This window comes from Pseudomonas sp. XP2 (genome assembly GCF_053557975.1).
On the sequence record NZ_JBNRIK010000010.1, the window covers coordinates 13,533 to 40,444 of the forward strand.

Below are 26,912 nucleotides of genomic sequence, written 5' to 3' on the forward strand. Positions count from 1 at the left end.
TCCAACAAGCACAGGAAGCGTATGACTGACCACCCACTCTCCCTTCAGGCCCTTGCGGCGCCTGAAGGCACCTGCTACGGCTGCGGCTGCGCCCACCCCAGTGGGCTCCACTTGCAAAGCCACTGGGACACCGACGGCATCCACCTGGTATGCCGGCACGCACCCGACAGCACCTTTATCGGCTGGCCCGGCCTGGTTTACGGCGGCCTGCTGGCGATGCTGGTCGACTGCCATTCCAACTGGGCGGCCATGGCCTACCACTACCGCAACGAAGGCCGCGAGCCAGGCAGCCTGCCGCGTATCGATTGCGTGACTGGCACACTCAACCTGACTTACCTGAAACCTACCCCGATGGGTGTGGAGCTTTTGCTCAAAGCCCGAGTCGAAGGGGAGGTGGGGCGCAAAAGCCGGGTGATTTGCGAGGTCTGGGCCGAGGATGTGCTGACGGTGACGGCCGACTCGGTGTTTGTCCGTGTCGATACCGAAAAGCTCAAACTCAAGGCCCATGGCCAGGCTTGAGTTGCCGGCCCGGATGAGTGGTCGGTGATGGTCAGCGGCCGGGGATGTCTCTAGAGTGACAGGTTCATTCCCCAGGCAAGGTTGATCATGACCGATCTCAGTGCTTTCCCCATCACCCGCAAGTGGCCCGCCAAACACCCTGAACGCCTGCAGCTGTATTCGCTGCCGACGCCCAATGGCGTCAAGGTGTCGATCATGCTCGAAGAAATCGGCCTGGCCTACGAGGCGCACAAGGTCAGCTTCGATAACGATGACCAGTTGAGCCCCGAATTCATTTCGCTCAGCGCCAACAACAAGATCCCCGCCATCCTTGACCCGGACGGGCCTGGCGGCCAGCCATTGCCGCTGTTCGAATCCGGGGCGATCTTGCAGTACCTGGCGGAAAAAAGTGGACAACTGCTCAGCCAGGACCCTGCCCAGCGTTACCAGACGCTGCAGTGGCTGATGTTCCAGATGGGCGGCATCGGGCCGATGTTCGGCCAGGTCGGGTTCTTCCATTTCTTCGCTGGCAAGGAATATGAAGACAAGCGCCCGCGTGACCGCTACGTCAACGAGTCCAAGCGGCTGCTGGGTGTGCTGGATCGGCATTTGAAAGGTCGGGAGTGGATGGCTGACGAGTACAGCATCGCCGACATCGCCATCTTCCCTTGGGTGCGTAACCTGGTGGATCGCTACAACGCGCGTGAGTTGGTGGGCTTCGACCAGTTCAAGGAAGTGCAGCGGGTGCTGGCGAATTTCCTCGAACGGCCGGCGGTGCAACGCGGCCTGAAAATCCCGGGCTGATAACGCAGAACCCGTCACGTACACCGGTCCCTGCAGGAGCGGCACAAGGCCGCTCCTGCAAAGGGCGCAGTTCAGGTTTAGAAAATGTGGTTCAGCAGCCAGTACAGGCTGCCAGCCAACAGCATCGCCGCCGGCAAGGTCAGCACCCAGGCCATCAGCAAGTTGAACAGCGTGCGCTTCTGAATCCCCGACCCATTCGCCACCATGGTCCCCGCCACCCCCGAGCTCAGCACATGAGTGGTCGAAACCGGCAACCCGAACATGTCCGCTGCGCCAATGGTGCACATGGCAACGACCTCCGCCGAGGCACCTTGGGCATAGCTCAGGTGGGTCTTGCCGATCTTCTCGCCCACTGTCACCACGATGCGCCGCCAGCCAACCATCGTCCCCAGCCCCAGCGCGATGGCCACAGCCACCTTGACCCATAGCGGAATGTAGCGGGTGGCGTCGTCCAGTTGAGTCTTGAACAGTTGCACCTGGCTGCGGGTATCGGCATTGAATGCCACCAGGCGGTTTTTCTCGATCAGGCGGATGGCTTCGCTGGTCAGGTACATATCATTGCGCACGTTGGCCATAGCCTCGGCAGGTATGCGCTTGAGCGAGCCGTAGCTTTTGACCTCTTCGCCGATCATCCCGGTCAACGCCGCCAGTGCCGGTACCAGTTCCGCGCTGGCCTTGGGCTCGCCAATGAACGCGGTCAGGGTCTGGCGCGGATCGGCCGGGGCCGCTTGTGGGGCGCTGCGCACCAGTGCCTGGCGGGTCACTTCGGCGACGGTGGAAAACTGCAAGGCCTGCTCATTGGGCATGGTCTTGTTCAGCGCATACGCCATTGGCAGGGTGCCGACAAGGATCAACATGATCAGGCCCATGCCTTTCTGGCCATCGTTGGAGCCGTGGGCGAAGGACACCCCGGTACACGTCAGGATCAGTACGCCACGAATCCACCAAGGCGGCGGTGTATGGCCTTGTGGCGCCTGATACAAAGCTTGACGCTTGACCAGTGCACGCAAGGCTAGCAACAACAGGGCGGCGCAGGCAAAGCCGATCAGGGGGGAGAACAGCAGGGCGTAACCCACCTTGCTGGCCTGGGCCCAGTCCACGCCGCTGGTGCCGTCACGCCCATGCATCAGCGCATTGGCCACCCCCACACCGATGATCGAGCCGATCAGGGTGTGCGAGGATGACGCCGGCAGCCCCAGCCACCAGGTGCCGAGGTTCCAGATGATCGCCGCCAACAGCAAGGCAAAAACCATCGCGAAGCCGGCCGAGGAGCCTACCTGTAGAATCAGTTCCACGGGCAGCAGGGCGATGATGCCGAATGCCACTGCGCCACTGGAAAGCAGCACGCCCAGAAAGTTGCACAGCCCGGACCATACCACAGCGACCGGTGCCGGCAGCGCATGGGTATAGATCACGGTGGCTACCGCGTTGGCGGTGTCGTGGAAGCCATTGACGAATTCGAAGCCCAGGGCAATCAGCAGTGCCAGGCCCAGCAGCAGAAACGGCGTGAACGTGGTGATGACCGTGCCGCTGGCGCTGACATCCTGTTTCAGGCTCCAGGCGGTGTAGGCGATACCCGCCAGCAGCAGGCCGAAGAACAACACGAGGGTGGCGCGCCCAGGCTTGTGGGCAAGTGGCGGGCGGGCGTCGCGTTGGGCCAGGTGCGGCTGGCTGGCCAGTAGCGGGGTTGCCATGATGGCTCCGGTTGGCATTGGGCAAGTTGCCGAAGGCCTTGAGCATAGAAACAATTCGCAACCTGGCCGTGACCTCGATCAATGAATTATCTAGGCTCAAGACGGACGGTAAATGCCGGAGACAGCCATGATCCGCTGCAAGCGTGTCTACGATGCGGTCGCGAGCGACGATGGCCAGCGAGTGCTGGTCGACCGCCTGTGGCCGCGCCACCTGCGCAAGGAAAACCTGCACGGGCAGTGGTTGCGCGAAGTGGCACCCTCCAATGAATTGCGCAAGGCGTTTCACCAGGGGGCGGTCGACTTTACCGGTTTTACCCAGTGCTACCAGGAAGAATTGGCTGCCCATCCAGAGCATTGGTACCCCCTGCTGGACTTGGCCGGAAAGGGGTTGCTAACCCTGCTTTATGCAGGCAAGGACACCGAGCACAATAACGCCCGGGTGCTGGCCGAATGGCTGGAAAGCGAACTGGACCGGCATGGGCCTGGCAGTTCACCCGTATGCTATGCCCAGTGAGTGATATTTGCTGCACCGGCCTCATCGCCGGCCCTGCCAATCTCCAGAGCCCATTGTGCGATGCCGCTACATTTGATTCCCGCCAACGACAGTCACCGTACGTTCGCCCGCGACCTCACGCGGCGCGCCATGCTGCGGTATTACCGTGAATTTGACCTGCTCTGGATCGAGGACGCGTTCGACCAGGCCTGGGGTTGGCGCGAGCAGTGGTTGATCAGCGAAGGCGACAGCCTGTTGGGTTTCTGCAGCCTCAGCCAGGACCGCCAGGCGCTGTTTATCCGCGAGTTGCACCTGTTGCCCGAACATCGCGGGCGCGGTGTCGGCAGCTGGGTATTGGAAGAGCTGGCGCTGTGGGCCGGGCAGCGGCGCCTGCCGTTGCTCAGGCTGATGGTGTTTCGCAGCAACCCGGCGCGCCTGTTGTACCAACGCCATGGTTTTGTCGAAATGGGTGAGGATGAGTGCTTTGTGCGCATGCAACGTACGATTGGCTAGTAGCGTAATGATGGCTTGTCGCGACCGAAGCGCAGCGGCATAGTGAGCCCAGACGCTCACGGTCGCCCGTAGACGGGGCGGCAGAGGATGAGCGTGATCAGGGATAAGGAGAAGCCCACAATGAACGGGATTGGTCCGCGGCTGCGGGAAGAACGTGAGCGCTTGGGCATGACCCAGCGCGTGTTTGGCGATATCGGTGGGGTCGAACCCAATGCCCAGGGCAAGTACGAAAGTGGCGAGCGTACGCCGCGGGTCGATTACCTGGCAGCACTGGCGGCCAGGGGGGTGGATGCACTGTACGTGCTTAGTGGCATGCGCACGCCGGCCCCGCTAGAAGGGTTGAGTACGGATGAGTCAGGGCTGCTGGGCGCCTTCCGGCAATTGCCGATCGACGACCAGGCGGCCATCTGGCACCTGCTGGGCCGCTTGAGCAGCGATATCAAGCCCAGGCAAACAGTGAGGCCTGTCACTGTTGTGCGTCAGGCGTTTCTTACAGAAGCAATGCGTTAGACCCGCCTGGAAAAATTTTGTTAAGGTGGCGGGATCCAATCGCCCTGCTGACGAGGTGTGTGCTTGATTAGGGTCTTAGTGGTCGACGATCACGATCTGGTACGAACCGGTATTACCCGCATGCTGGCCGACATCGACGGCTTGCAGGTGGTGGGTGAGGGGGACTCGGGTGAATCCGCGCTCAAACTGGCCCGCGAGCTGAAGCCGGACGTGGTGCTGATGGACGTGAAAATGCCCGGCATCGGCGGCCTTGAGGCCACCCGCAAACTGCTGCGCAGCCACCCGGATATCAAGGTAGTGGCCGTGACCGTGTGCGAGGAAGACCCGTTCCCCACCCGCCTGTTGCAAGCCGGTGCCGCCGGTTACCTGACCAAGGGCGCAGGCCTTGACGAGATGGTTCAGGCCATCCGTCTGGCTTTTGCCGGCCAGCGCTACATCAGCCCGCAAATCGCCCAGCAGTTGGCGCTGAAACCTTTCCAGCCACAGGGCTCACCGTTCGATACACTGTCGGAGCGGGAAATCCAGATTGCCCTGATGATCGTTGGCTGTCAGAAAGTGCAGATCATCTCTGACAAGTTGTGCCTCTCGCCCAAGACCGTCAATACTTACCGTTATCGGATCTTTGAAAAACTCTCGGTCACCAGCGACGTCGAACTGACCTTGCTGGCCGTTCGCCACGGCATGGTCGACGCAAGCCTGTAGAACCTCATGTCCCAAGTGTTTGATGCCAGCGCATTCCTGGCCACCTGCAGTGGTCGCCCGGGCGTTTACCGGATGTTCGACGGCGAAGCCCGCCTGCTTTACGTGGGCAAGGCCAAGAACCTCAAGAAACGCCTGGCCAGCTATTTCCGCAAGACCGGCCTGGCGCCCAAGACCGCCGCGCTGGTCGCGCGCATCGCCCAGGTCGAAACCACCATCACCGCCAACGAAACCGAGGCGTTGCTGCTGGAGCAGAACCTGATCAAGGAATGGCGGCCGCCGTACAACATCCTGCTGCGCGACGACAAATCCTACCCCTACGTGTTCCTGTCCGACGGTGAGTTCCCGCGGCTGGGCATTCACCGTGGGGCGAAGAAGGCCAAGGGCCGCTACTTTGGCCCGTACCCCAGTGCTGGCGCCATCCGCGAAAGCCTAAGCTTGCTGCAAAAGGCTTTTTCGGTGCGCCAGTGTGAAGACAGTTACTACGCCAACCGCACCCGGCCGTGCCTGCAGTACCAGATCAAACGCTGCAAAGGGCCCTGCACCGACCTGGTCACCCCCGAAGAATACGCCGAGGATGTGCGCCACTCGGTGATGTTTCTGGAAGGCCGCAGCCAGCAACTGGGCAACGAGCTCAATGCCGAGATGGAGAAGGCCGCCATGGCCCTCGACTTCGAGAAGGCCGCTGAGTTGCGCGACCAGATCGCCTTGTTGCGCCGCGTGCAGGACCAGCAGTACATCGAAGGCGGCAGTGGCGACGTCGATGTCATCGCCGCTTTCGTCAACCCCGGTGGCGCCTGCGTGCACCTGATCAGCGTGCGCGGCGGCCGGGTGCTGGGCAGCAAGAACTTCTTCCCGCAGGTGGGCATCGAGGAGGAGGTGGCCGAGGTCATGGCCGCATTCCTTTCCCAGTACTACCTGGGCAACGCAGAACGCGAATTGCCCAGCGAGTTGATCGTCAACGTTGTTCACGAAGACTTCGATGCCATCACCGCAGCGCTGCACACGCTGCGTGGCCGCGAGCTGACCATCAGCCACCGGGTACGCGGCACGCGCGCCCGCTGGCAGCAGCTGGCAGTGACCAACGCCGAGCAGGCGCTGAACGCTCGCCTGGCCAACCGCCAGCACATGGCCGCACGTTTCGAGGCCTTGGCCGAAGTGCTGGGCCTGGACGAAGTACCGCAGCGGCTGGAATGCTACGACATCAGCCATTCCAGTGGTGAAGCCACCGTGGCCAGTTGCGTGGTGTTCGGCCCCGAAGGTGCGCTGAAGTCCGACTATCGCCGCTTCAACATCGAAGGCGTCACAGCCGGCGATGACTACGCCGCCATGCACCAGGCCCTGACCCGCCGTTACGGGCGTATCAAGGATGGTGAGGGCAAGCTGCCCGACGTGTTGCTGGTGGACGGCGGCAAGGGGCAGTTGAACATGGCCCGGGATGTGATGCAGGAATTGGGCTTCACCGACCTGACCCTGCTGGGTGTGGCCAAGGGCGTCACCCGCAAGGCCGGTTTCGAAACCCTGTACCTGAACGACGTGCACCACGAGTTCACCCTAAAGGGTGATTCGCCGGCCCTGCACCTGATCCAGCAGATCCGCGACGAAGCCCACCGTTTTGCCATTACCGGCCACCGCGCTCGCCGCGGCAAGGCCCGCCGGGTGTCGAGCCTGGAGGATGTGGCCGGGGTAGGGCCCAAGCGCCGGCGCGACCTGCTGAAACATTTCGGCGGCCTGCAGGAGCTCAACCGCGCCAGTATCGATGAAATCGCCAAAGCCCCCGGCATCAGTAAAAAGCTTGCCGAGTCGATTTATGCCAGCCTGCATAGCGAGTAGAATGCCGGGCTCAACTTGCAGCCAGTCGTACCGATGAATATTCCAAACCTGCTCACCGTTCTACGCGTCCTGCTCATTCCGTGCTTCATTCTGCTGTTCTATATGCCTTATCAGTGGAGCTACATGGCCGCCAGCAGCGTGTTTGCCGTTGCCGCCGCCACTGACTGGCTGGACGGCTACCTGGCGCGTCGCCTGCAGCAGAGCACGCCGTTCGGTGCCTTTCTGGACCCGGTGGCCGACAAGCTGATGGTGGCGGTGGCCCTGGTACTGCTGGTGCAGACCCACGCCAACTTCTGGCTGACCCTGCCGGCGGCGGTCATCATCGGCCGCGAAATCGTGGTGTCGGCGCTGCGCGAGTGGATGGCTGAGCTGGGCGCGCGAGCGCACGTGGCGGTGTCCAACCTTGGCAAGTGGAAGACCGCCGCGCAGATGCTGGCGCTGGTGATCCTGCTGGGCAACCCGCCAGCGGTAACGTTCTGGGTGATCCTGGGCTACGGGCTGCTGCTGGTGGCGGCGGGGCTGACGCTGTGGTCGATGGTGCATTACCTGCTGGCCGCCTGGCCGCACCTGCGCGAAGGTTCTGAACAGAAATAAACTTTTTTTGAATCAAGGGGTTGACGCTGTTTTAGAAATCGCTAGAATGGCACCCATCACGACGCGGGAATAGCTCAGTTGGTAGAGCACGACCTTGCCAAGGTCGGGGTCGCGAGTTCGAGTCTCGTTTCCCGCTCCAGATAGTGATCTACAGACTTCTACTGACGTCTGTAAGTCGTTGAAAAGAGGGGCTTTGGCCCCTTTTTTCATTCCAGCGAGCGCCACGGAAATCCACCCACAGCTACCGTTTTTGAGTGACCAATTGAGGCACAAGAATACGGTTGGGACGGCTACCGGATAGTTGCTGGGGCTGAGCGGGAACCATGACGAGCATTAGGCCTAAGTCATAACTTAGGAGCCTCGAAATGGCACTCTCTGATCTGACAGTCCGGCAGGCAAGAACCACCGGCAAGCGCTACACCCTCTCCGATAACGACTGCCTGGGCCTGATGGTCTCTGCCGCAGGCGGCAAGTCGTGGATCTTCCGATACTACTGGCTGGGCAAGCAAAAGCGCATGTCCCTGGGTGGCTATCCCGCCCTCAGTCTGCGCGAGGCCCGCGCCGAGCGGGACAAGGCTCAGGTTCTGCTCGCCAAGGGCATTGATCCCCAAATCGAACGCGACCAGCGCCGGCACGCGGCCAAGCTGGCGGGCGAATACACCTTCAAGAACGTCTTCGATGCTTGGGTCGAGCATCGCCGCAAGGAACTCAAGGAAGGCCGTCAGAGCACGCTTTCGCAGATCCTGCGCATCTTCAACAAGGACGTGCTGCCTACCCTGGGGAAGATGTCGATCTACGACATTCGACGGCCCCAGCTCGTGGGCGTCGTGGCGGCGATCGAGAAACGCAAGGCGTTCACCACCGCCGAGAAGGTCCGCACCTGGTTCAACCAGATGTTCCGCTATGCCCTGGTCATCGCCGAAGGGCTGGAAGTCAATCCGGCCGCGGACCTGGACGTGGTGGCCGAGCCCAAGCCCCCGGTGGCCCACAACCCCTATCTGCACCTGCCCGAGCTGCCCGAGTTCCTTCAGAAGCTCCGGCGCTACAACCCCCGGGGCTGGCAGACCCAGCTTGGCGTCCGGCTGCTGTTCCTGACGGGGGTGCGCACGGGCGAGTTGCGCCTGGCCGAGCCTGAGCAATTCGACCTCGACCGCGGCTTGTGGATCATCCCGCCGCAGGTCGTCAAGCAACTCCAGGACGAAATGCGCAAGGCCGGCAAGCGGCCGCAGGACGTGCCGCCCTACATCGTGCCCCTGTCCCTGCAGGCCATCGAGATCGTGCGCTATCTCCTGGGCGTGATGCGTCCAGCGCAGAAGTACCTGCTGTCGCATCGCAGCGAACTCAAGAAGCGCATCAGCGAGAACACCCTCAACAAGGCCGTGCAGCTCATGGGCTACGAGGGGCGCCTGACCGGCCACGGCATCCGCGGCACCATCTCGACCGCGCTCAACGAGATCGGATACCCGAAGATTTGGGTGGACGCTCAGCTTTCGCACTCCGACCCCAACAAGGTGAGTTCGGCCTACAACCACGCCAAGTACGTGGAGCCTCGGCGTCGCATGATGCAGGACTGGGCAGACCGTCTTGACCTGCTCGAACAGGGTGAAGTCGAAGCCGCGAGCGCGCATCTGACCATCCGTATCGACGGGGTGCCGGCAATGGCGGAAGTGGAGGAAGTGGTGGGCGCGGTCTCCACGACTGCTGAGCCTGTTGTCCCCGGCGTGCCGCCCGTGGTGGCCACGCCTATCGTCGTGACCCCCAACAGCGGCGGAATCATGTTCCAGCGGCTGTCGCAGGTGCCGCCGCCTCCGGTGCATGCCCCGGAGCCGGAAGTCTCCGCGATCCAGCGCGAGCGCGAGGAAATGCTGGCCATCTACGAGTCGCCGAACAATCTGCCGGTCCCGCTGTTCGGCAAGCTGGCCGGGAAGTCCAAGGACCAGATCAACCGCGAGCTGAAGGCGGGCAAGCTGCTGTCGATCAGCCTGGGCAACCGGGGGCAGCGGGTTCCCGACTGGCAACTGGTGCCGCTCAAGCACAAGCTGGCCCAAGTGCTCATGAACCAATGCCCGCACGCCGATTCGTGGGACCTGTACCGCATGCTGACCCAGCCTCACCCCGACCTGGGTGATCGTGCGGCCATTGATGCGGTCACGCCAACGAACGTGCCCGCAATCATCCGGGTTCTCATGGGCGACTACCAGCACCATGCGGATGTGCCCGAGGCCGTTGCCCCGCGGCCCATCCCCGAGGACGTGCGGCAGAGCGTCCGCCGACTGGTGGACAGCGCAGCGGTGCTTGAAGGGGTCTAGTCCGGTCTAGTCCCATGCTGCAACCTATGGCCGGGATGAGACGGCTCCGGCCTATAGGAGTGCCTGCTACAGGGCGCCTGCCTCGGCGATCTGCAGCGCCCTGCGCTCGAAACGCTTGGCAGCAGAATCTGCTTGCGCGTGGGGCCGTTGGAGGTACGTCACGATCTCATAGGGGCCATCGGCGAGCGGTCGCATGCTTACCCCCCATTGATGGGCACGCTCGATGCGCGATTGCGCGCATACGCCGATGCCGTAGCCGGCTGAAACCCACAGCGCCATCATCTCGAATGAAGTTGCAGGCAGGATGTTCTCTTGGTCCACTGGCATCAGGGAGGCCAACCTCTCGTCCAGCAAGGGACAAGCCTCCGCCTGCCAGCGATAGATTGGATAGTCCTGAAGATCGGAGATGGTGAGCTTCGCCTGATCAACCAAACGGAACCGCGGTGGTATCGCGACGGCCATGCTTTCGCACCACAGCCTCCGGCTACTCGTCAGGTGATCCCCCGCACTGCTAAGAGATAGCCCCGCGTCGTAGCGGCCCTCATGCAGGCCCGTTACCAGCTCTTGATCCGAAACTTCACGCACGGCGATCGCGACACCCGGCTCGTGCGCTCGCTGCAGTGCAAGCAGCGCCGACAGCCGTGAAGACGGCACACCTGGCGCTATGGCGAGTGTGAAATTCGGGGACGGTCTGATGGCGTTGTGCATGGATGCCCCCAAGAGGCAACGGGATCGAAAAGAGCAGCCGACATCATACTCAAGAGATATCTTTAACGTGGTTAAAGATCAGTGATTCCATGACGCTTCTGCGAATGCAGAAGCGCACTATTCGGCCTGGACGGCCCGCCGGAGTAACCACCTATGAGTCCGCACCGGCGTTGGCGTTCGGGCAAGCGGTGCGAGCCGCTCGCCTGGCTCAGGGGATTGCTCAGGATGAGTTCGCGGGCTTGGCGGGGATCGCGCGCTCGCACATGGGCAAGATTGAGCGCGGCGAGCACATGCCGACACTCGCTCTCATTCTAAAAATTTCCCTGGCTCTCAAGATCAGCTCGGCCGAACTGATGACGGCCACGGAGCGCAACCTCTACCTTCAGGGCGATGCGTGACGCCGGATGTGGCGCAGGCGTCGTAGCTAATCGCTCTTTGGCGAACGCAAACGCTCGATGAAGCGCTCTACGGGTGCGGATAGTCCGCTACCGCCTTCGGGCCGAAGCAGGTAGGTGATGATGACGGCCGAATCGAGCGCCAACGGCCGGATCACCACGTCGGGACGTTGACACGCCGCGATTCGGGTCGCCGTTGCGAAGCCGATGCCGTAACCAGCTCCGACCAATGTGAGCATCATGTCCAGCGACGAGACATGCTCAACGATGGTGGACTCGCGCTCCAGGGGATGTAGCAGCCGGGTCAATTCGCGGCAGTAGCCCTCGCAAAGCTGCGGATCGCACATCACCAGCGGGTAACTCACGAGTTCACGTAGCGACACTTCCTTGTGGGCCAGCAACGGGTGCCGGATCGGCACGGTCACCACCAGCGGGTCCTGCCAGATGGGCTCCGTCACCAGTCCGTCGCCGACGTCCGCGGTGTGTGCGAAACCGATCGCGAAGTCGCCGGATCGCAGTCCCCGCAACTGTTCCGCCAGGGTGACCTCGGAGAGCCGTATTTCGATCTCCGGCTCCTCCTGGCGGCACAGGGCAAGAAGTGCAGACAGCCGCGGGTCGATGGCGCCATCGGAGATGGCGATGCGCACGCTGCCTCTTAGGCCTGCGGCGATCGCCCTGACGTTTTCTCGTGCCTGCTCCAGGTTGGTGAACAGCCTGCGAATGTCCTGAAGGAAGGTGGTGCCCGCTGGCGTCAACCGCGTTCCCCGCCGATCGCGGTCAAAGAGCAGCACCCCCAGTTCGTCTTCCAATTCCTTGATCGTGCGGGACAGCGGCGGCTGCTCGATGTGCAAGCGCTCCGCAGCACGGGTGAAATGCAGCTCTTCGGCGAGAGCCACGAAGCAGCGCAAATGACGAAGTTCCATGGGCACGTCCTTCAGCAATCCTGGTCATTGGGTTGGCCACGGCGCATTGCTGCCGAAGTGCGCTTAGAGGGGGCGACGTAGTGCTGGGTCCCTCTTCAGGGCGAGGAAAAAGGCCATCGGTGTATCTGAATAAGAATACATATGTTCATGTATTAACTCAAGTCAAGGGCGGTAGCAACTGTTTCGGAACGTGACGCCGAAGCCAACCCGCTCAATGCTTGAGCGGCTAAGGCAGTACTGACGCCAAAGTAGCGCGAGCCCACAGAGGGGCTCGCGAGATGTAGGACTGAAGGCGCTCTGCCTTCATGGAAAGGCCCAAATCAGGCCGGGTTGATTTCCAACGAGCCACGGTTGATCTGGTCGCGTTCCATCGACTCGAACAAGGCACCGAAGTTTCCTTCGCCGAAGCCCTCGCGGTAGTTGCCCTTGCGCTCGATGAACTCGAAGAACACCGGGCCAAGCAGCGGCTCGGAGAATATCTGCAGCAGCAGGCGGGGCTGGCCGCCTTCGGTCGTGCCGTCGAGCAGAATGCCGCGCGCCTGCAACTCGGGTACGGGCTGGCCATGGCCGGGCAGGCGCTTTTCCAAGTTTGCGTAATAGATGTCGTTGGGGGCGGTCAGCAGCGGGATACCGGCCATCTGCACGCGGTCGAGCGCATCGAGTAGGTTGTCGCACAGCAGGGCGATGTGCTGGATGCCCTCGCCGCTGAACTGCATCAAGAATTCCTCAATCTGGCCGCCGCCCTGGCGTGCTTCCTCGTTCAGCGGGATGCGGATCAGGCCGTCCGGCGCGCTCATCGCCTTGGAGGCTAGGCCGGTGTACTCGCCGTTGATGTCGAAGTAGCGGATCTCTTGGAAGTTGAAGAACTTCGTGTAGAAGTCGGCCCAGTACTCCGACTCGCACAAGCGCAATCCCATGGACGTGTTCCGCGCGTCTGTCCAGAACTGGCCAGAGGTTGTGGAGTGCCATGCGCTGACCGGCGACATGGACTATCTGCTGCGGGTGGTCGTCATGGACATGGCTCACTACTCCCGCTTCGTGCTCGACACGCTGCTCAAGCACCCCAGCGTGCAGGACTGCAAGACCAGCTTCGTGCTGGATCGCGTAAAGAGCACCACGGCCTTGCCCCTATGAGCATTCGGCCGGTTGGTGTGGCGGGGATGCAAATAGCGATTGACCTTCCAACGGTGGCAAGGAGCACACTTCAAACACCCCAACCCGAAAGGAGTTTTCCATGCAATTCCATCTCGAAGACATGACCTGCGGCGGCTGCGCCCGCACTGTGACGAAAACGATCCAAATGATCGACCCCAACGCCAAGATCGTCACGGACCCGCCGACCCGCCGTGTCGAGGTCCAGACCTCGGCCTCGCAAGAGCAGATCGCCGCGGCCCTGAGCGAAGCTGGCTTCCCGCCGCGCGCGCAGTAACACCGCATCGTGGCCGGCATGCACACAGGACGGCCGATGCGAGCACGTGCGCTGCGCCGTACCTGGCGCGGCGCTCAGTGCATCCCAAGGTAGGCCGACCTTGGCCACAGGGCCATCGCCACCATCATCAGGTTCTCGGTCAGGGACACGAAGCCCAGCGGCACGTTGCTGTCCCCGCCCACGCAGGCGCACTTGAGTTCCCGGCGATCGACATAGACCGCCTTGAAAACCGACACGGCCCCGACGGTCCCGATGAACAGCGCCAACGGAATCGACACCCACATCCCCACGCCCGCGACCATCTGGACGCCTGCGATGGCCTCCGCGAACGGGTAGAAATAGGCATACCGAACCCAGCGCTTGGCCAGCAGGTCGTCGCGAAGCCGTCCACGTCCTTGAGCTTCTGCAGCGCCAGGAGGCACATGGCAAAGGCCACGAACCACTCTGCCGCCTGAATGCTCTAGACTTGGCCGAAGGCCGCCCAGCTCGCCGCCAGCGCCATTGCGGCCGCCGTGGCGAACAGCGCGATCACAGGGGTCTAGGTCACGGCGTTCTTGTCCTTCACGGACATGCCGAAGAATTTGCGTAGGTCGTCGTAGCCGCCCACGCGCCGCCCGTTTATGAAGACCTGGGGCGTGGTCTCGATGCCATGCTCCTTCTTGAACGCATCCGTCTGCTCGCGGCTTGCCAAGTGTTTGTCCTCGACCTCGTAGCCCTTGCGGTTGAGCAGATCGAGCGACTTCAGCCCGTAGGGGCAGGTATGGCCGGGCATGACCATTCGGTAGAGCGTGGCTAGCTTGGGCGCAGACATGCAGGACTTCTCCTGTGGGACTTTCCATGGGCCGGCCGTCACGGATTTAAGGACGTTGATGACCTTTCCAGCCTAACCGACGACCGTGCAAAGGGAGTGTAGACACCTGGCTCGCGGGTTGGTCTGGCCCACGGGTTGGTTATCTGGCGGCAATGCCGTCAGTCCTCCATCTGCCAGAGCAACCCTGCCGCAGGCCGGTGCGCCTGAGGCAGCACGCAGGCTCCTAGTGGTTCTCCTTGGCATGGTTGATCGTGTACTTGGGGATCTCGACGGTCAGGTCTTCGGTCGCAACGATGGCCTGGCAGCTCAGCCGCGACTGCGCCTCCAGTCCCCAGGCCCGGTCGAGCAGATCGTCCTCGCATTCCTCGACTTCGTTTAGAGAATCGAACCCCTTGCGCACGATGCAGTGACAGGTCGTGCAGGCACAGCTCATGTCGCAGGCATGCTCGATCTCGATGCCGTTGTCCAGCAGGGCCTCGCAGATCGAAGTGCCTGCTGGCACGTTCAGTTCGGCTCCCTCAGGCGCCAGTTCAGGATGGGGCAAGACGGTGATTTTGGGCATATCTCTCCTGGCTGCTCAGTGCGCACACGGCTTTTTTCCTGCTGCGTTGGCTCGCGCGCGGCGCGGCACTGCGCCAGTGCGCGCTTCGGGCTTGTTGTCACTGATATCGGGCTGCTCCAGCGTGTGCAGGATCGGGCAGTCGGGCCGTTCGTCGCCGGCGCAACACCGGATCAGCGCCTTGAGCGTCGCGGCCATCTCCAGCATGCTCTCGATGCGCCGGTCCAACTCGTCGATGTGTTGCTGGGCCAGACGCTTTACATCAGCACTCTGGCGCGACTTGTCATTCCACAGTCCCAGCAAGTCCGTGATCTCGGCCACCGAGAAGCCGAGGTCGCGCGAACGCCGGATGAAATGCAACCGGTGAACGTCGTCCTGGGTATAGGCGCGGTAGCCCGAATCGGTGCGGTCAGCCGGAGGGATCAGACCGATTTGCTCGTAGTAGCGGATCATTTTGGCCGAGACCTTCGAGGCCTTGGATGCTTCACCGATGTTCATGGTGTTCCTCCTTTCTCAATGAGCGGTATCCGCCGCCAGCGGCGGCTGGAAGCGGCGCAGGCGCAGCGCGTTGCCGAGCACGAACACGCTGGACAGCGCCATCGCGCCAGCCGCGAAGATCGGCGACAACAGCACACCGTATGCGGGGTACAGGACGCCAGCGGCCACCGGGATCAGGGCCGTGTTGTAGCCAAACGCCCAGAACAGGTTCTGGCGGATGTTGCCGATGGTCGCCTTGGACAGCGCGATGGCGTTGGGCACGCCCTGCAGGTTGCCCGACATCAGCACTACGTCGGCCGACTCCACCGCCACGTCGGTGCCGGTGCCGATGGCCAGGCCCACGTCGGCCTCGGCCAGCGCCGGGGCGTCGTTGATGCCGTCGCCCACGTAGGCGATCTGGCCGTGGCTGGCTTTCAGCCGGCGCACGGCTTCGACCTTGCCCTCGGGCAGCACTTCGGCCACCACCTCGTCGATGCCCAGTTGCTTGGCGATGGCCTGCGCGGTACGCGCGTTGTCGCCGGTGATCATCGCCACCTTCAGGCCGAGCTGGTGCAACGCGGCAATGGCCGCGGGCGTGCTGGACTTGATCGGATCGGCCACCGCGATGATGGCGGCCAGCCGGCCGTCGATCGCGGCGTACAGCGGTGACTTGCCCTCGTTGCCCAGGCGCTCGGCCGTGCGAGCGAAGCTGCCCACGTCCAACCCCAGCTCACGCATGAAGCGATCGGCACCGACCTCGACACGCGCGCCGTCCACGGTGGCGCGCACGCCCATGCCCGTGACCGAATCGAAGTCTGTCATCGTCGGCAGCGCGATGCCACCTTCCACGGCCGACTCGACGATGGCGCGTGCGATCGGATGCTCCGAGCGCGATTCGACAGCGGCGACCTTCGCCAGCACCTGGTTGCGGTCAAAGCCGTCGGCAATCTCCAGGTCGGTCAGGACCGGGCGGCCCTCGGTCAGCGTGCCGGTCTTGTCCACGGCCACCACCTTGGCGTCCTTGAGCAGTTGCAGGGCTTCACCCTTGCGGAACAGCACGCCCATCTCGGCGCCCCGGCCCGTGCCGACCATGATGGAGGTCGGCGTCGCCAAACCCATGGCGCAAGGGCAGGCAATGATCAGCACCGCCACGGCATTGACCAGCGCGAAGGACAGCGCGGGCGACGGGCCGAACACCAGCCAGACCAGGAAGGTCAGCACCGCGGCCAGCATGACGGCGGGCACGAACCACAGCGTCACCTTGTCCACCACGGCCTGGATCGGCAGCTTGGAACCTTGCGCCTGCTCGACCATGCGGATGATCTGCGCCAGCATGGTCTGACCGCCCACGGCGGTGGCACGCAGCGTCAGCGCACCCTTCTGGTTGACGGTGCCGCCGACCACGGTGCTGCCTTCCGCCTTTTCGACGGGAATCGGCTCGCCGGTGATCATCGACTCGTCCACGAAGCTGCGGCCCTCGGTCACTTCACCATCGACCGGCACGCGCTCGCCGGGGCGCACTTCCACGATGTCGCCCTGCGCCACGTCGTTGATCGGGATGTCCACGATGCGGCCGTCGCGCAGCACGTGCGCCTCCTTGGCCTGCAGGCCGATCAGGCGCTTGATGGCCTCGGAGGTGCGGCCCTTGGCCCGTGCCTCAAGAAAGCGGCCCAGCAGGATCAGCGCCACGATGACGGCTGCCGCCTCGTAGTACACGTTCACCGTGCCGGCCGGCAGCAGACTGGGCGCGAACGTGGCGACCATCGAATAACCGAAGGCCGCGGCCGTGCCGACCGCGACCAGCGAGTTCATGTCGGGACCCAGGCGGAACAGCGCCGGGAAGCCCTTCTCATAGAAGCGCCAGCCCGGAATGGCGAGCACCAGCAGGGTCAGCACGAACTGCAGATACCAGCTCTGCTGGATGCCAATGGTGGAAGCCACCCACTCGTGCATGCCGGGAATCATGTGCGAGCCCATTTCGAGCACGAACACAGGCAGCGCCAGCACGGCGGCCAGGGTCAGGTCGCGCTTGAGTTCGGCGCGCTCGGCGTCCTTTTTCTCGGCAGCTTCCTCGTCGGCCTGCATGCCTGTATCGACCGGGCTGGCCTCGTAGCCGACCTTATCGACAGCAGCAATCAGATCCTGCACGGATGCTACGCCACGCACGGTAGCGCGCTCGGTCGCCAGATTGACCACAGCCTCAGTGACGCCCGGCACCGCCTTGAGCGCCTTCTCGACGCGGCCCACGCACGAAGCGCAGGTCATGCCTCCGATCGCCAGCTCGATGGTGCCCTGAGGCACGTCGTACCCTACCTTCTCGATCGCCTGGATCAGCGCCATGCGATCGACAGGACGGTTCAGGCGAATGTCCGCTCGCTCGGTGGCGAGATTGACAGACACGCTTGCCACGCCCTCGACCTTGGCAAGGGCGGCCTCGACTCGGCCGACACAGCTTGCGCAGGTCATGCCCTCGATGGGCAGGCTGATTGCCGCTGCTTGGGCGCCAGCACTACTCGTTGTTGCCATGCTCATGGTGTGCTTCCCATAGTTGAAATTCGACATGGAGGGAGCTTAGGGTTTACCATCGTGGGAAGGTCAAGCGCTTTTTCGGATGCTGTCAGGTTTCAGAAATGACCCGGTGCACGGGGAACGGAGGCCTTGCCTGCCAGGCTCGCACTGGTTCTTTGCTGCGCGCGCCTAAGCGGCCGCTGCCTTGTTAATTCTGAAGGGCGAAAACAGCCATTCGAGGTTAGGAAATATTTTAAAAATGAATACAAGTAAGCCATTCAGTACCCCACCGAAGGGTCCCAGCGCCGATTTGGAATCGCTGTCACAGAATGACGTGACCATCTTGGCTGAGACATTCCGCCTCCTGGGTGACCCGTCCCGGCTGAGAATCATGCTGTGCTGCATGAAAGGCTCTTCCTCGGTCGGGGACATCGCTGAAACCCTCGAACTCTCGCAGTCGCTGGTGAGCCACCACCTGCGGCTGCTGCGCGGTGCTCGCCTGGTCAAGGGCGTGCGCCAAGCCAAACAGATCTTCTATGAGGTGGCGGACAAGCACGTGAACCAGGTGCTGCTGGATATGGCCACCCACATCGCGGAAGACCACAACGACGAGTAACTGTTGGGCATAGCATGCCGTTGCGGCGTGGCCTACGTTCCATGGCGATATGCGCCCCACCGCCCGCAGCTGCGTTCGGTGAGGTGGTTTGGATGCCGCTTCCGATCAATCAGAAGTTGAGCGCGCGCTTGTCCACGGCCAGCGAGGCCTCTTTGAACGTCTCGGAGAGGGTCGGATGGGCAAAGCAGATGCGGGCGATGTCTTCGCTGCTGGCCTTGAACGCCATGGCGATCACGGCCTCGGCCACCAGTTCACTGGCCTGCGGGCCGACCACATGCACGCCGAGTATCTCATCAGTGGCAGGATCGGCGATCACCTTGACGAGGCCCGGCGTGTCGCCCAGCGCACGCGCGCGGCCATTGGCCATGAACGGGAAGGAACCGATTCGATAGGCGGTGCCCTGCTCTTTGAGCTGCTGCTCGGTGCGGCCTACCCAGGCAATCTCTGGGCTGGTGTAGATGACGTTGGGGATCGTATTGAAATCGACGTGACCGTGCTGGCCGGCAATGCGCTCGGCCACTGCGACACCTTCCTCTTCCGCCTTGTGCGCCAACATCGGGCCACGCACCACGTCACCGATGGCCCAGATGCCGGGCACACTGGTGCGGCATTCATCGTCCACCAGCACGGCGCCGCGCTCATCCAGTTGGAGTCCCACGGCGGCCGGATTCAGGCCTTCGGTGTTGGGCACACGGCCGATAGCCACGATCACTTTGTCTGCCTGCAAGGACTGCGTCTGGCCCTGGCTGTCGGTGTAGTGAATAGTCACGCCAGCCTCGGTTGCATTGACTTCGCGAACCTTCGCACCTAGTTCGATCTTCAGGCCTTGCTTGTCGAACGCCTTCTTCGCCTCCTTGGCGATGGCTTGGTCGACGATTGGCAGGAAGCTGGGCAAGCCTTCGAGGATCGTGACATCCGCCCCCAGGCGGCGCCAAACGGAGCCCAGCTCCAGGCCGATCACGCCGGCACCGATGACGGCCAACCGATCGGGCACGGCCGCGATGTCCAGCGCGCCGTCGTTGGAGAGCACGACCCGCTCATCGAACGGTAGGTTGGGGAGTGGCCGCACGTTGGAGCCTGTGGCAACGATGATCTGCTTGCCCACCAAGGTAACAGCCTCATCGGCGGCGACGCTCACCTCGAAGCCACCATCGACAGTCCTGGTGAAAGACGCCAGGCCGTTGAAAAACTGGACCTTGTTTTTGCGGAACAGATAAAGGATGCCTTCGTTGCTGGACTTCACGACCTGATTCTTACGTTCCAACATCGTGGTCACATCCATGCGCAGATCACCCGTGGAGATGCCGTGCGTGCCAAAGTGGTGCTTGGCTTGTTCAAAGTTCTCTGACGACTGCAGTAGCGCTTTCGAAGGGATACAACCGATGTTGTTGCAGGTGCCGCCAGGTGCTGGCTTTCCGTCCTTGTTCTTCCAGGCATCTACACAAGCGACCTTCATGCCTAATTGGGCAGCGCGAATGGCCGCGATGTATCCGCCTGGGCCGGCACCGATAACAATGACGTCGAAATGCATTTCCATGATTTACATCTCCAAAGTTTTTGAGGAAATAGTGAGCGCCTATGTCGCGCCTTTTGTCAGGTGGTCGCCAGATTACAGCTCGTTCCCTGACGATCACGTTGAACACTACGGCAGAACGAACCGGGCGCTCGCGGTATTGCCCCCACGTTCGACTTGGACGACGGCCTTCGTGCCCTTGGCTGCGGCGAAGGTCCCGCTGCCTTCGAGGCGGCTTCCGTCCGCGGCAGGCGTGAGTTGCACCTCCTGCTTTTGTGAGCCGGTCAACAGTGTGAGCTTGGCTTTGGTGTTGCTTACATTGACCTGCTTGCCGTGGTCGCGCAGGTAGAGTTGCGCTGCTGCGGGCTGAACGACCAACTCGTAGTCCACGTCCCGGACTTCGGTCACGACGCCACCATGCAGCGGCTTGTGGTCATGCGCGTGGTCATGGTCGCCTGCGGCGAAGGCGGTGACGGATGCCAGGGCGAGGGCGGTGCCGGCCGTGAGGGAACGAAATCGAACAGACATGAAAGCTCCTATAGGGTTACGGTGGTTGAAATCGGGTGACAGAAGGCGTTGCATCAGAATGCCTCCGCGTCGCGGTCGTCCAGCAGGCGTTCGGCAGGCTTGCGGCCGAACAGCCAGAACATGGCGGGTGTAAGGAAGGTGTCTAGCAGCGTGGAGCTGACCAGCCCCGAGAAGATCACCACCGCGACGGGGTGCAGGATCTCAGTACCGGGTCGGGACGCCTCGAACAGCAGCGGGGCCAGCGCGAAGGCCGTGACCAGCGCGGTCATCAGAACCGGGGAAAGCCGTTCGAGCGAGCCACGCACGATCATCTTCTGGTCGAAGTCCTCGCCCTCCATGCGCATGAGGTTGAGGTAGTGGCTCACCTTCAGGATGCCGTTGCGCACAGAAATACCCGCGAGCGTGATGAAGCCGACCAGGGCGGCCACGGACAACGGCTGGCCAGACAGCCACAGCCCCAACACGGCGCCGACCAGGGCCAATGGAATGTTCACCATGATGAGCGCTGATAGGACGACCGACTTGTAGCGCGTGTACAACACCACGAACATGAGCGTCAGGGAGACGATGGACAGCAGGCCCACCAGTCGCGAGGCTTCCTCTTGTGCCTGGAACTGGCCGCCCAGCGTGATGAAGTAGCCTTCGGGCAAGCGCACTTCTTGGACGACGCTGCGTATGTCGGCCACTACTTCGGACAGCGGCCGTCCCTGAGCGTTGGCCGACAAAACTATGCGTCGACGGCCATCGTCGCGGCTGACCTGGTTGGGGCCGTCGCTGTCTTCGATGGTGGCAAGGCGCGACAACGGGACCCGACCCATGGGCGTGTCGATGAGGATGCGGCTCAAGCCCTCAATCGACCGCGCCTGCTCGGGCAGGCGAACCACCAGCGCGAAGCGGCGGTTGCCCTCGATGACCTCGGTGATCTTTTCGCCTTCGACCAGGCTTTGCAGCGTGGACAGAATTTGCGGTGCGGCCACGCCGTAGCGTCCCGCCGCCGCATAATCCACGCGGATTTTGATCTGCGGCGCTAGGACCTGCTTTTCGATCTCCAGGTCAGCAAGCCCCGGAATTCCGGCCAGCTTGGCGCGCAGCAGATCCGCCTGCCCGCGCAGGACGTCCAGGTCCTCGCCGAACACCTTGATGGCGATCTGCGAGCGCACCCCCGACAACATGTGGTCGATGCGGTGCGAGATCGGCTGGCCAATGCCGATGGAGCCGGGCAAGTGAGCCAGACGCGAACGGATGTCGGCGGTGATCTCCTCCATGGAGCGCTTTAGCTCCGAGGCGGGCAGCAGGCCCACGTCCAGCTCGCTGACATGCACGCCTTCGGCATGCTCGTCCAGCTCGGCCCGTCCGCTGCGCCGGCCCACGTGCTGCACCTCTGGCACCTGCGCGACCAGCAGCTCGGCTTGCTGGGCAAGCGCCGAAGATTCGGCCAGCGTCACACCGGGATTCAGGCGCAGGCCCACCAGCAACGTTCCTTCATTGAACGGGGGCAGGAACGTGGTCGGGAAGAATGGCACCGCGGCGACAGCCAGTGTGACAGCCACAGCGGCCATGCCAAGGGCGGCACGCGGCCGCTGCAAGACCCGCTGCAGGCCGCCCTGATAGCGCGTCTTCAACCAGGCTAGAAGCCGAGTGTCGCCATGGTCCAGCGTCCTCATCTTGGGCAGCAGGTAGTACGAAAGCACCGGAGTGACCGTCACAGAGACCAGCAGCGAGGCCAGCGTGGAGACGATGAAGGCGATGCCCAGCGGCACGAACAAGCGCCCCTCCATCCCCGGCAGCGCGAACAGGGGCAGGAACACCAGCACAATGATCATCGTGGCGTAGAGAATCGCCGAGCGAACCTCCATCGAGGCCCTGGCAACGATGACCAGGGGCGTCAGCCGGTTCTCAGGGTGGCGGGTGCGGTCCTCCTTGAGCCGCCGCATGATGTTCTCCACATCGACCACAGCATCGTCCACGAGACCGCCGATGGCGATCGCCAGCCCACCGAGCGTCATGGTGTTGATTGATAGGCCGAAATAGTGGAACACCAGCCCGGTCACGAAGATCGAGGCAGGAATCGCGGTCAACGCGATCACCAGGGGGCGCAAAGTGCCCAGGAAGAAGAACAGGATCACCGCCACGAAGACCGATGCGCCGATGAGCTTGCCTTGCAGCGTGCTGATGGACGCCTCGATGAAGTTGGCTTGTCGGAAGGTCACCTGTGGCTCGGCCATGCCAGCCGGCAGTGAGCCCTTCATGTCCGCCAACGCTGACTCGATCGAGCGGGTCAGTGCAATCGTATCGGCCGTGGGCTGCTTTTGGATGCCCAGGATCACGGCTGGCAGGCCCTCGAAGCCCGCATCGCCGCGCTTGATGGCTGGCGCAAACTGAACATCGGCGACCTGGTGGAGCAGGATGGGTTGGCCCGCACGCACCGCGAGAGGCAGGTTACGCAGGTCGTCGAGTCGGGACGTGCGGCCCAGGTTGCGGATCAGGTACTCGCGGCCATTGATCTCCAGGAAGCCGCCGGAAGTGTTCGCGGAGAAGCCCTTGAGAGCCGCATCCAGATCGGACGCAGTCACGCCCAGCTCTGACATTCGCGTGGTGTTGGGCTGGACCTGGAACTGACGGACCTCGCCTCCGATCGGGATGACTTGGGCAACACCAGGTATGGCCATCAGCCGGGGGCGTAGCACCCAGTCCGCGTACTCGCGAGTGTCCATGGCCGACAGCGGCGGGGCTGCGTTCTTCTGCCCTGAGGGCTTGGCACCGATGGGGATTGCAATCTGCATGATCTCGCCCATCACTGAGCTGATTGGCCCCATAGTGGGCGTCACGCCCGGGGCTAGCCCTTCCTCCATGGACGTCAGGCGTTCGGAGACCATCTGGCGCGCCCGGAAGATGTCGGTCTTCCAGTCAAATGTCACGTAGATGAAGGAAAGCCCGGCGCTGGAGACCGAGCGCACGCTTTCGACGCTGGGCAGGCCGTTCATGGCCGTTTCGAGCGGGAACGTGATGAGTTGCTCGACTTCTTCGGCAGCCATGCCGCCAGCCTCCGTCATGAGAGTGACGGTCGGCTTGTTGAGATCGGGAAAGACATCTACCGGCGTGCGCGTCAGGGTGAACGCGCCATACGCCATCAGCACCAGCGCCCCGATGATGACCAGGAGCCGGTTTCGTAAGCTATTTTCGAGAAGCCACTTGAACATGGAATGGTGCCCCTCAACGAACTTGATTGATCAGGGACGCGCCCTCGACAACCACGCGGTCGCCGTCCGCCAGGCCCGAAGTGACAGCGATGGATGCACCATCCAAAGGAGTGATGTTCACGACACGCGGCTCGAAGCGCTCGGCCTGGTCTTTGACCCAGACGATGTTCTGGTTGGCAGGGTTCTTCATCAGCGCACCGGAAGGCACGCGGTAGCCAGGTACCGTCGTCGCCTCTTGCACGAAGACCACCACCGGCATACCGACCGCCAAGCGCGAGAGGCTTTCGCTGGTGCCCTTGAACAGCATGGGCAGGGCCTGCTCGCGCAGGCTGCTGGCGGCACCGACGAAGCTCAGCGGCACCTTCTGACCGCCTACTGCGAGTGCAGCACCGGCCAGGTTCTGTGCCATTGCCGGATCGTAGGCAAGCGCCTCGATGCGCAGTTGGGTCGGATCGACCACCTCAAACACCAGTTCGCGCGCATCCACGACCTGCCCGGCAACTGCGGGGCTGGATGCGATGACGCCGCTGACTGGGGCCTTCAGTACGTCCCTGCCGGCGAGGCCCCCGCTCAAGGCGCGGGCGCGTTCGGTCAGGCTGTTCACTTCGCTTTCGGCTGCTTCGATCTCCTTGCGGGGCACGGTCTCCGACAGCTCGCGCAGCCGGGCCAAGCGCTTCTGCGCGAGCGCTTGGCCCGCACGCAGCTCGGCAACCTGGGCCATCTGGCCTGAGCGCTCCAGCACACCGCTGGCCGGTTCGATGTAAGCCAGCACCTGGCCCTTGCGCACGGATTGGCCGATCTGCGGCAGACCATCCGGCCCGGGCACCAGCCGGCCCATTACCATTGCCTGGACCTTGCCGCCTGTCGTCGGGTCCATGATTACTTTGCCAGCCAGTTCATGGCTGCGGGCCAAGGGCTCCTGCTTGATCAGCTGGGTGCGTACACCGATCTGACGTTGCGACGGTTTCGGAAGAAACACGCTGCCATCAGGCTGGCGCTGGGGGCCATTGGAAGACGCAGCCGGCGCTTCGTCGCCGTGGTCATGGCCGTCGTGAGCGAACGCGGGAGCAGCCAGAGCCAATGCAGCCGCCATGGCCGTCGTCATTAGGAAACGGAAGTTGCGCTTCATGCTGCACCTCGCAGTGCACCGTTGGTGCGTGTACGTCTGCGCAGCGCCCACGCTAGGACACCGACGCCGAGGACTGCGGCACCGCCACCTAGTACGACCACACGGCCGGATGCGACGGCATGCTCGTGTTCGGCGTCTTCGCTATGAACATCGAGAACGCCCGTCAACAGGTCCGATTGGCCCTGCGCAGTAATAGTGGCCATGATTGAGGTCTCGCCATCGGATAGCGGCTCAGTCAGATCGGCCTCGAACTCTCCAACCCCGTGTGAGCTGACCTTTACCTGTTGACCACCCAGCTCGAGGGTCAGCTCGCCATCGGTCACCGGCCGGTTGTCGGCAGCATGGTCGAGGTAGAGTGTGAGACGCTGGCCGTTCAGCACACCCACCAGTTCGAAGTCATCGGAAACTGCGGCAAAGCGCGGAAGCGCGGCCGCTGCGGGGGCAGGAGCGGCTTCGCCATGGTCATGGCCGTCGCCGGCCCACGTTGCGCTACTGCCAAGCAGGAGGCTGGACAAGGCAGCTGCACGCCAGAAAGAGGATTGCGACATTTCTAAGGTTCCAGGATGGTTGAGCGCGCGCCGATCAGCGCGTGCCGGAGATGTCAGTGAAAGTCTCGGTCGGCTGCGGCAGCGTGCCTTGTGCCTGCAACAGGGACGAGATGGCCGCGGCATGCTCCACCTTGGCGAGCAGCGCCGCGCGCTCGGCCTCGGTGGCCTCCTGCTCGATGCGAAGGCGTGTCGGCATGTCCGTCTCGCCCATCGCGAACGACTTTTGGTAGAAGGTGCGCGTTTGTTGGGCTAGTCGCTGGCGCTCCGAAGCGGCCTGCATCTGGGTGCTGGTTGCCAGTTCGCGCGATTGGGCAGTTCGAATTTCCGAGAGTAGCCGGGTGCGCTGGGCCGCGAGTGCCGACTCAGCCTCCAGTGCCTGCGCATTGGCGCTGGACAATTGCTCGGTATGACGGCTACCCGTACCGAAGGGAATGCGCACACCCACCGTGATCGTCTGGTTGTAGCGTTCGCCGTAGCCGCCCCGATCCCGCGTGGTCGCCAGGGTCAGTTCGGGGTTGGCGTACTTCTGATGGGACACCAGTTCCGCAGAGCGGCGGGCCGCCAGCGCCTTGTGCTGCAGTTCCAGCAGCGCAGGGTGGTTACCCAACAACGCGCCGGACGGCTGTGCCGATGCCGGTTGAACTCGGACACCTGACTGCTCCGGCTGCGCGGAATCGGCCTGCGACGGGATACTCTCGATGCCGGTCAGTGCCAACAACGCCTCGCGCTGCGTGATTTCTTCGGCCTGAGCAATGGCCAGGGCACTACGAGCCGACGCCAAGGCGCCATCGGCCTGGTTTCTGTCGGCTTGCGCCAGGTCGCCCGCGCGAACTCGGCGAGCCACATCTTGCGCCAACTCGTCCGCGCTGCGGGTGCGATCCTGCGCCGCCACCAATTCGGCCTGGGCACGCTGCCATGCCCACCATGCCTGGCGAACCTGTCCGGCCGTGCGTAGCTTGGCGGCCAGCATCCGGCTGGATAGCGCGAGGCTTTCCGCGTCCGCCCAGCGTGCCGACGAGGCGCGCTCACCAGGCATCCAAAGGGGAATAGCCACCCCGACTTCATATTCGCGCTGTCCGTTGCGGTTGTTGAACCGATCAGTTTTGGTGGAGGCTTCCAGCGCCATCGGACCTGCCACCCAACTGCCGGCCGTCTCTTGGCGTGCTTGGGCGGCCTGCTGCCAGGCGCCTTCTCCAGCGGCTTCTGGCTGCCGCTGCCAAGCTGACTCCCACAATTGGGCGACCATGTGGCTGTCTGGTCTGGATGGGACGTGAGGGGCGGCTACTGGCTGGGCTAGCACGGTGCCGGCCCAAAGCGTGGATACCGCCCATATCCATCCCTTGCGTATGTCTTTGCGAAGCATTCAATTCTCCATCGGTGTTGCATCAGTACTTACCCCCGGCTGGGTGTTCTCTTTCCGAGCAAGTGCTTGTCGTTGAAAAGCCACTGTTCACTGGCTTAGATATGAACAATTGTATATCTATTCATATGAATGGGAAAGAAAACCTTACATCCTTTGAGCACCAATCGCCTTAGAGAGGGCGTCGGGCGCAAGACATCGAGAGGCGAGGTGGGGCTAATCCACTGCGCAAACAGCTATGCAGACTCCTTGAGCATATCC

27 protein-coding genes, 1 tRNA gene and 1 pseudogene are annotated in these 26,912 nt (G+C 62.9%); 14 read left to right on the forward strand and 15 right to left on the reverse strand.

Annotation, left to right across the window (positions count from 1 at the left end; genetic code table 11):
- Positions 1-21 precede the first annotated feature (21 nt).
- Both ACK1VC_RS12960 and ACK1VC_RS12965 read left to right on the forward strand, forming a co-directional pair.
- Positions 22-519, forward strand: a complete 498-nt coding sequence (locus ACK1VC_RS12960; RefSeq protein WP_016488205.1) for a PaaI family thioesterase — start codon at positions 22-24, stop codon at positions 517-519.
- An 87-nt stretch (positions 520-606) separates the two neighbouring features.
- Positions 607-1,302, forward strand: coding sequence for a glutathione S-transferase N-terminal domain-containing protein (locus tag ACK1VC_RS12965; protein ID WP_016488204.1), 696 nt, complete (start codon positions 607-609; stop codon positions 1,300-1,302).
- Between the two features lie 77 nt (positions 1,303-1,379).
- Here the strand turns inward: ACK1VC_RS12965 and ACK1VC_RS12970 are convergent, their stop codons facing one another.
- Positions 1,380-2,996, reverse strand: a complete 1,617-nt coding sequence (locus ACK1VC_RS12970; protein WP_197884333.1) for an inorganic phosphate transporter — start codon at positions 2,994-2,996, stop codon at positions 1,380-1,382.
- A gap of 127 nt (positions 2,997-3,123) precedes the next feature.
- Between ACK1VC_RS12970 and ACK1VC_RS12975 the strand changes: the two genes are divergently transcribed.
- The 8 genes from ACK1VC_RS12975 (at position 3,124) to ACK1VC_RS13010 (ending at position 9,947) form a co-directional block, all read left to right on the forward strand.
- Positions 3,124-3,510 (forward strand): DUF488 domain-containing protein, encoded by a 387-nt coding sequence (locus ACK1VC_RS12975; protein ID WP_023047493.1) that lies wholly within the window; start codon positions 3,124-3,126, stop codon positions 3,508-3,510.
- A gap of 60 nt (positions 3,511-3,570) precedes the next feature.
- Positions 3,571-4,002 (forward strand): GNAT family N-acetyltransferase, encoded by a 432-nt coding sequence (locus ACK1VC_RS12980; protein ID WP_016488201.1) that lies wholly within the window; start codon positions 3,571-3,573, stop codon positions 4,000-4,002.
- A 120-nt stretch (positions 4,003-4,122) separates the two neighbouring features.
- Complete coding sequence (locus ACK1VC_RS12985) at positions 4,123-4,512, forward strand: helix-turn-helix domain-containing protein (RefSeq protein ID WP_016488200.1); 390 nt, start codon at positions 4,123-4,125, stop codon at positions 4,510-4,512.
- A gap of 63 nt (positions 4,513-4,575) precedes the next feature.
- Positions 4,576-5,214, forward strand: coding sequence for a response regulator transcription factor GacA (gacA, locus tag ACK1VC_RS12990; protein WP_023047491.1), 639 nt, complete (start codon positions 4,576-4,578; stop codon positions 5,212-5,214).
- A 6-nt stretch (positions 5,215-5,220) separates the two neighbouring features.
- Positions 5,221-7,044: an excinuclease ABC subunit UvrC gene (uvrC, locus tag ACK1VC_RS12995; protein ID WP_060516982.1), complete on the forward strand. Its 1,824-nt coding sequence runs from the start codon at positions 5,221-5,223 to the stop codon at positions 7,042-7,044.
- 33 nt (positions 7,045-7,077) lie between these two features.
- Positions 7,078-7,638 carry a CDP-diacylglycerol--glycerol-3-phosphate 3-phosphatidyltransferase gene (pgsA, locus tag ACK1VC_RS13000; RefSeq protein WP_016488197.1) on the forward strand — a complete coding sequence of 187 codons (561 nt, stop codon included), beginning with the start codon at positions 7,078-7,080 and terminating at the stop codon, positions 7,636-7,638.
- Positions 7,639-7,701: 63 nt separating this feature from the next.
- Positions 7,702-7,777 (forward strand) — tRNA-Gly (locus ACK1VC_RS13005).
- Positions 7,778-8,003: 226 nt separating this feature from the next.
- The gene (locus ACK1VC_RS13010; protein WP_012614046.1) at positions 8,004-9,947 is read left to right on the forward strand and encodes a tyrosine-type recombinase/integrase; all 1,944 of its coding nucleotides are present in this window, start codon (positions 8,004-8,006) and stop codon (positions 9,945-9,947) included.
- 66 nt (positions 9,948-10,013) lie between these two features.
- Here the strand turns inward: ACK1VC_RS13010 and ACK1VC_RS13015 are convergent, their stop codons facing one another.
- Positions 10,014-10,655, reverse strand: coding sequence for a substrate-binding domain-containing protein (locus ACK1VC_RS13015; protein ID WP_012614047.1), 642 nt, complete (start codon positions 10,653-10,655; stop codon positions 10,014-10,016).
- Between the two features lie 104 nt (positions 10,656-10,759).
- Here ACK1VC_RS13015 and ACK1VC_RS13020 point away from each other — a divergent pair, with 104 nt between their 5' ends.
- Positions 10,760-11,053 (forward strand): helix-turn-helix domain-containing protein, encoded by a 294-nt coding sequence (locus ACK1VC_RS13020; RefSeq protein ID WP_024082527.1) that lies wholly within the window; start codon positions 10,760-10,762, stop codon positions 11,051-11,053.
- Positions 11,054-11,079: 26 nt separating this feature from the next.
- Here ACK1VC_RS13020 and ACK1VC_RS13025 read toward each other — a convergent pair whose 3' ends face one another.
- Both ACK1VC_RS13025 and ACK1VC_RS13030 read right to left on the reverse strand, forming a co-directional pair.
- Positions 11,080-11,973, reverse strand: a complete 894-nt coding sequence (locus ACK1VC_RS13025; protein ID WP_012614048.1) for a LysR family transcriptional regulator — start codon at positions 11,971-11,973, stop codon at positions 11,080-11,082.
- Positions 11,974-12,293: 320 nt separating this feature from the next.
- Positions 12,294-12,863 (reverse strand): annotated as a pseudogene (locus ACK1VC_RS13030) (4-hydroxyphenylpyruvate dioxygenase family protein); the annotation flags it as partial.
- Positions 12,864-12,888: 25 nt separating this feature from the next.
- Between ACK1VC_RS13030 and ACK1VC_RS13035 the strand changes: the two are divergent.
- A complete protein-coding gene (locus ACK1VC_RS13035) occupies positions 12,889-13,107 on the forward strand; it encodes an Lrp/AsnC ligand binding domain-containing protein (RefSeq protein WP_017511446.1) in 219 nt (72 codons plus the stop codon).
- A gap of 100 nt (positions 13,108-13,207) precedes the next feature.
- Positions 13,208-13,402, forward strand: a complete 195-nt coding sequence (locus tag ACK1VC_RS13040) for a heavy-metal-associated domain-containing protein (protein WP_012614049.1) — start codon at positions 13,208-13,210, stop codon at positions 13,400-13,402.
- A 74-nt stretch (positions 13,403-13,476) separates the two neighbouring features.
- Here ACK1VC_RS13040 and ACK1VC_RS13045 read toward each other — a convergent pair whose 3' ends face one another.
- The 5 genes from ACK1VC_RS13045 to ACK1VC_RS13065 all read right to left on the reverse strand — a co-directional run bounded on the left by ACK1VC_RS13045 (position 13,477) and on the right by ACK1VC_RS13065 (position 17,781).
- Positions 13,477-13,845, reverse strand: a complete 369-nt coding sequence (locus tag ACK1VC_RS13045) for a MauE/DoxX family redox-associated membrane protein (RefSeq protein WP_223656233.1) — start codon at positions 13,843-13,845, stop codon at positions 13,477-13,479.
- Between the two features lie 95 nt (positions 13,846-13,940).
- Positions 13,941-14,213 (reverse strand): glutaredoxin domain-containing protein, encoded by a 273-nt coding sequence (locus ACK1VC_RS13050; RefSeq protein ID WP_012614050.1) that lies wholly within the window; start codon positions 14,211-14,213, stop codon positions 13,941-13,943.
- Positions 14,214-14,436: 223 nt separating this feature from the next.
- The gene (gene fdx / locus ACK1VC_RS13055) at positions 14,437-14,775 is read right to left on the reverse strand and encodes an ISC system 2Fe-2S type ferredoxin (RefSeq protein ID WP_012614051.1); all 339 of its coding nucleotides are present in this window, start codon (positions 14,773-14,775) and stop codon (positions 14,437-14,439) included.
- Between the two features lie 15 nt (positions 14,776-14,790).
- Positions 14,791-15,270 (reverse strand): Cu(I)-responsive transcriptional regulator, encoded by a 480-nt coding sequence (gene cueR, locus ACK1VC_RS13060; protein WP_012614052.1) that lies wholly within the window; start codon positions 15,268-15,270, stop codon positions 14,791-14,793.
- 15 nt (positions 15,271-15,285) lie between these two features.
- The gene (locus tag ACK1VC_RS13065; protein WP_017511447.1) at positions 15,286-17,781 is read right to left on the reverse strand and encodes a heavy metal translocating P-type ATPase; all 2,496 of its coding nucleotides are present in this window, start codon (positions 17,779-17,781) and stop codon (positions 15,286-15,288) included.
- A 235-nt stretch (positions 17,782-18,016) separates the two neighbouring features.
- Between ACK1VC_RS13065 and ACK1VC_RS13070 the strand changes: the two genes are divergently transcribed.
- Positions 18,017-18,373, forward strand: a complete 357-nt coding sequence (locus ACK1VC_RS13070; protein ID WP_015912826.1) for an ArsR/SmtB family transcription factor — start codon at positions 18,017-18,019, stop codon at positions 18,371-18,373.
- Positions 18,374-18,482: 109 nt separating this feature from the next.
- Here ACK1VC_RS13070 and lpdA read toward each other — a convergent pair whose 3' ends face one another.
- The 6 genes from lpdA to ACK1VC_RS13100 form a co-directional block, all read right to left on the reverse strand.
- The gene (gene lpdA, locus ACK1VC_RS13075) at positions 18,483-19,910 is read right to left on the reverse strand and encodes a dihydrolipoyl dehydrogenase (RefSeq protein ID WP_015912827.1); all 1,428 of its coding nucleotides are present in this window, start codon (positions 19,908-19,910) and stop codon (positions 18,483-18,485) included.
- 105 nt (positions 19,911-20,015) lie between these two features.
- Positions 20,016-20,414, reverse strand: a complete 399-nt coding sequence (locus ACK1VC_RS13080; protein WP_015912828.1) for a hypothetical protein — start codon at positions 20,412-20,414, stop codon at positions 20,016-20,018.
- A gap of 53 nt (positions 20,415-20,467) precedes the next feature.
- Complete coding sequence (locus ACK1VC_RS13085; protein ID WP_012614056.1) at positions 20,468-23,614, reverse strand: efflux RND transporter permease subunit; 3,147 nt, start codon at positions 23,612-23,614, stop codon at positions 20,468-20,470.
- Positions 23,615-23,627: 13 nt separating this feature from the next.
- Complete coding sequence (locus ACK1VC_RS13090; RefSeq protein ID WP_003821159.1) at positions 23,628-24,743, reverse strand: efflux RND transporter periplasmic adaptor subunit; 1,116 nt, start codon at positions 24,741-24,743, stop codon at positions 23,628-23,630.
- Complete coding sequence (locus ACK1VC_RS13095) at positions 24,740-25,291, reverse strand: hypothetical protein (protein ID WP_015912829.1); 552 nt, start codon at positions 25,289-25,291, stop codon at positions 24,740-24,742. The genes ACK1VC_RS13090 and ACK1VC_RS13095 overlap by 4 nt, the downstream gene beginning before the upstream one ends.
- Before the next feature lie 34 nt (positions 25,292-25,325).
- Complete coding sequence (locus ACK1VC_RS13100; protein ID WP_223656232.1) at positions 25,326-26,537, reverse strand: TolC family protein; 1,212 nt, start codon at positions 26,535-26,537, stop codon at positions 25,326-25,328.
- Between the last annotated feature and the right edge of the window lie 375 nt (positions 26,538-26,912).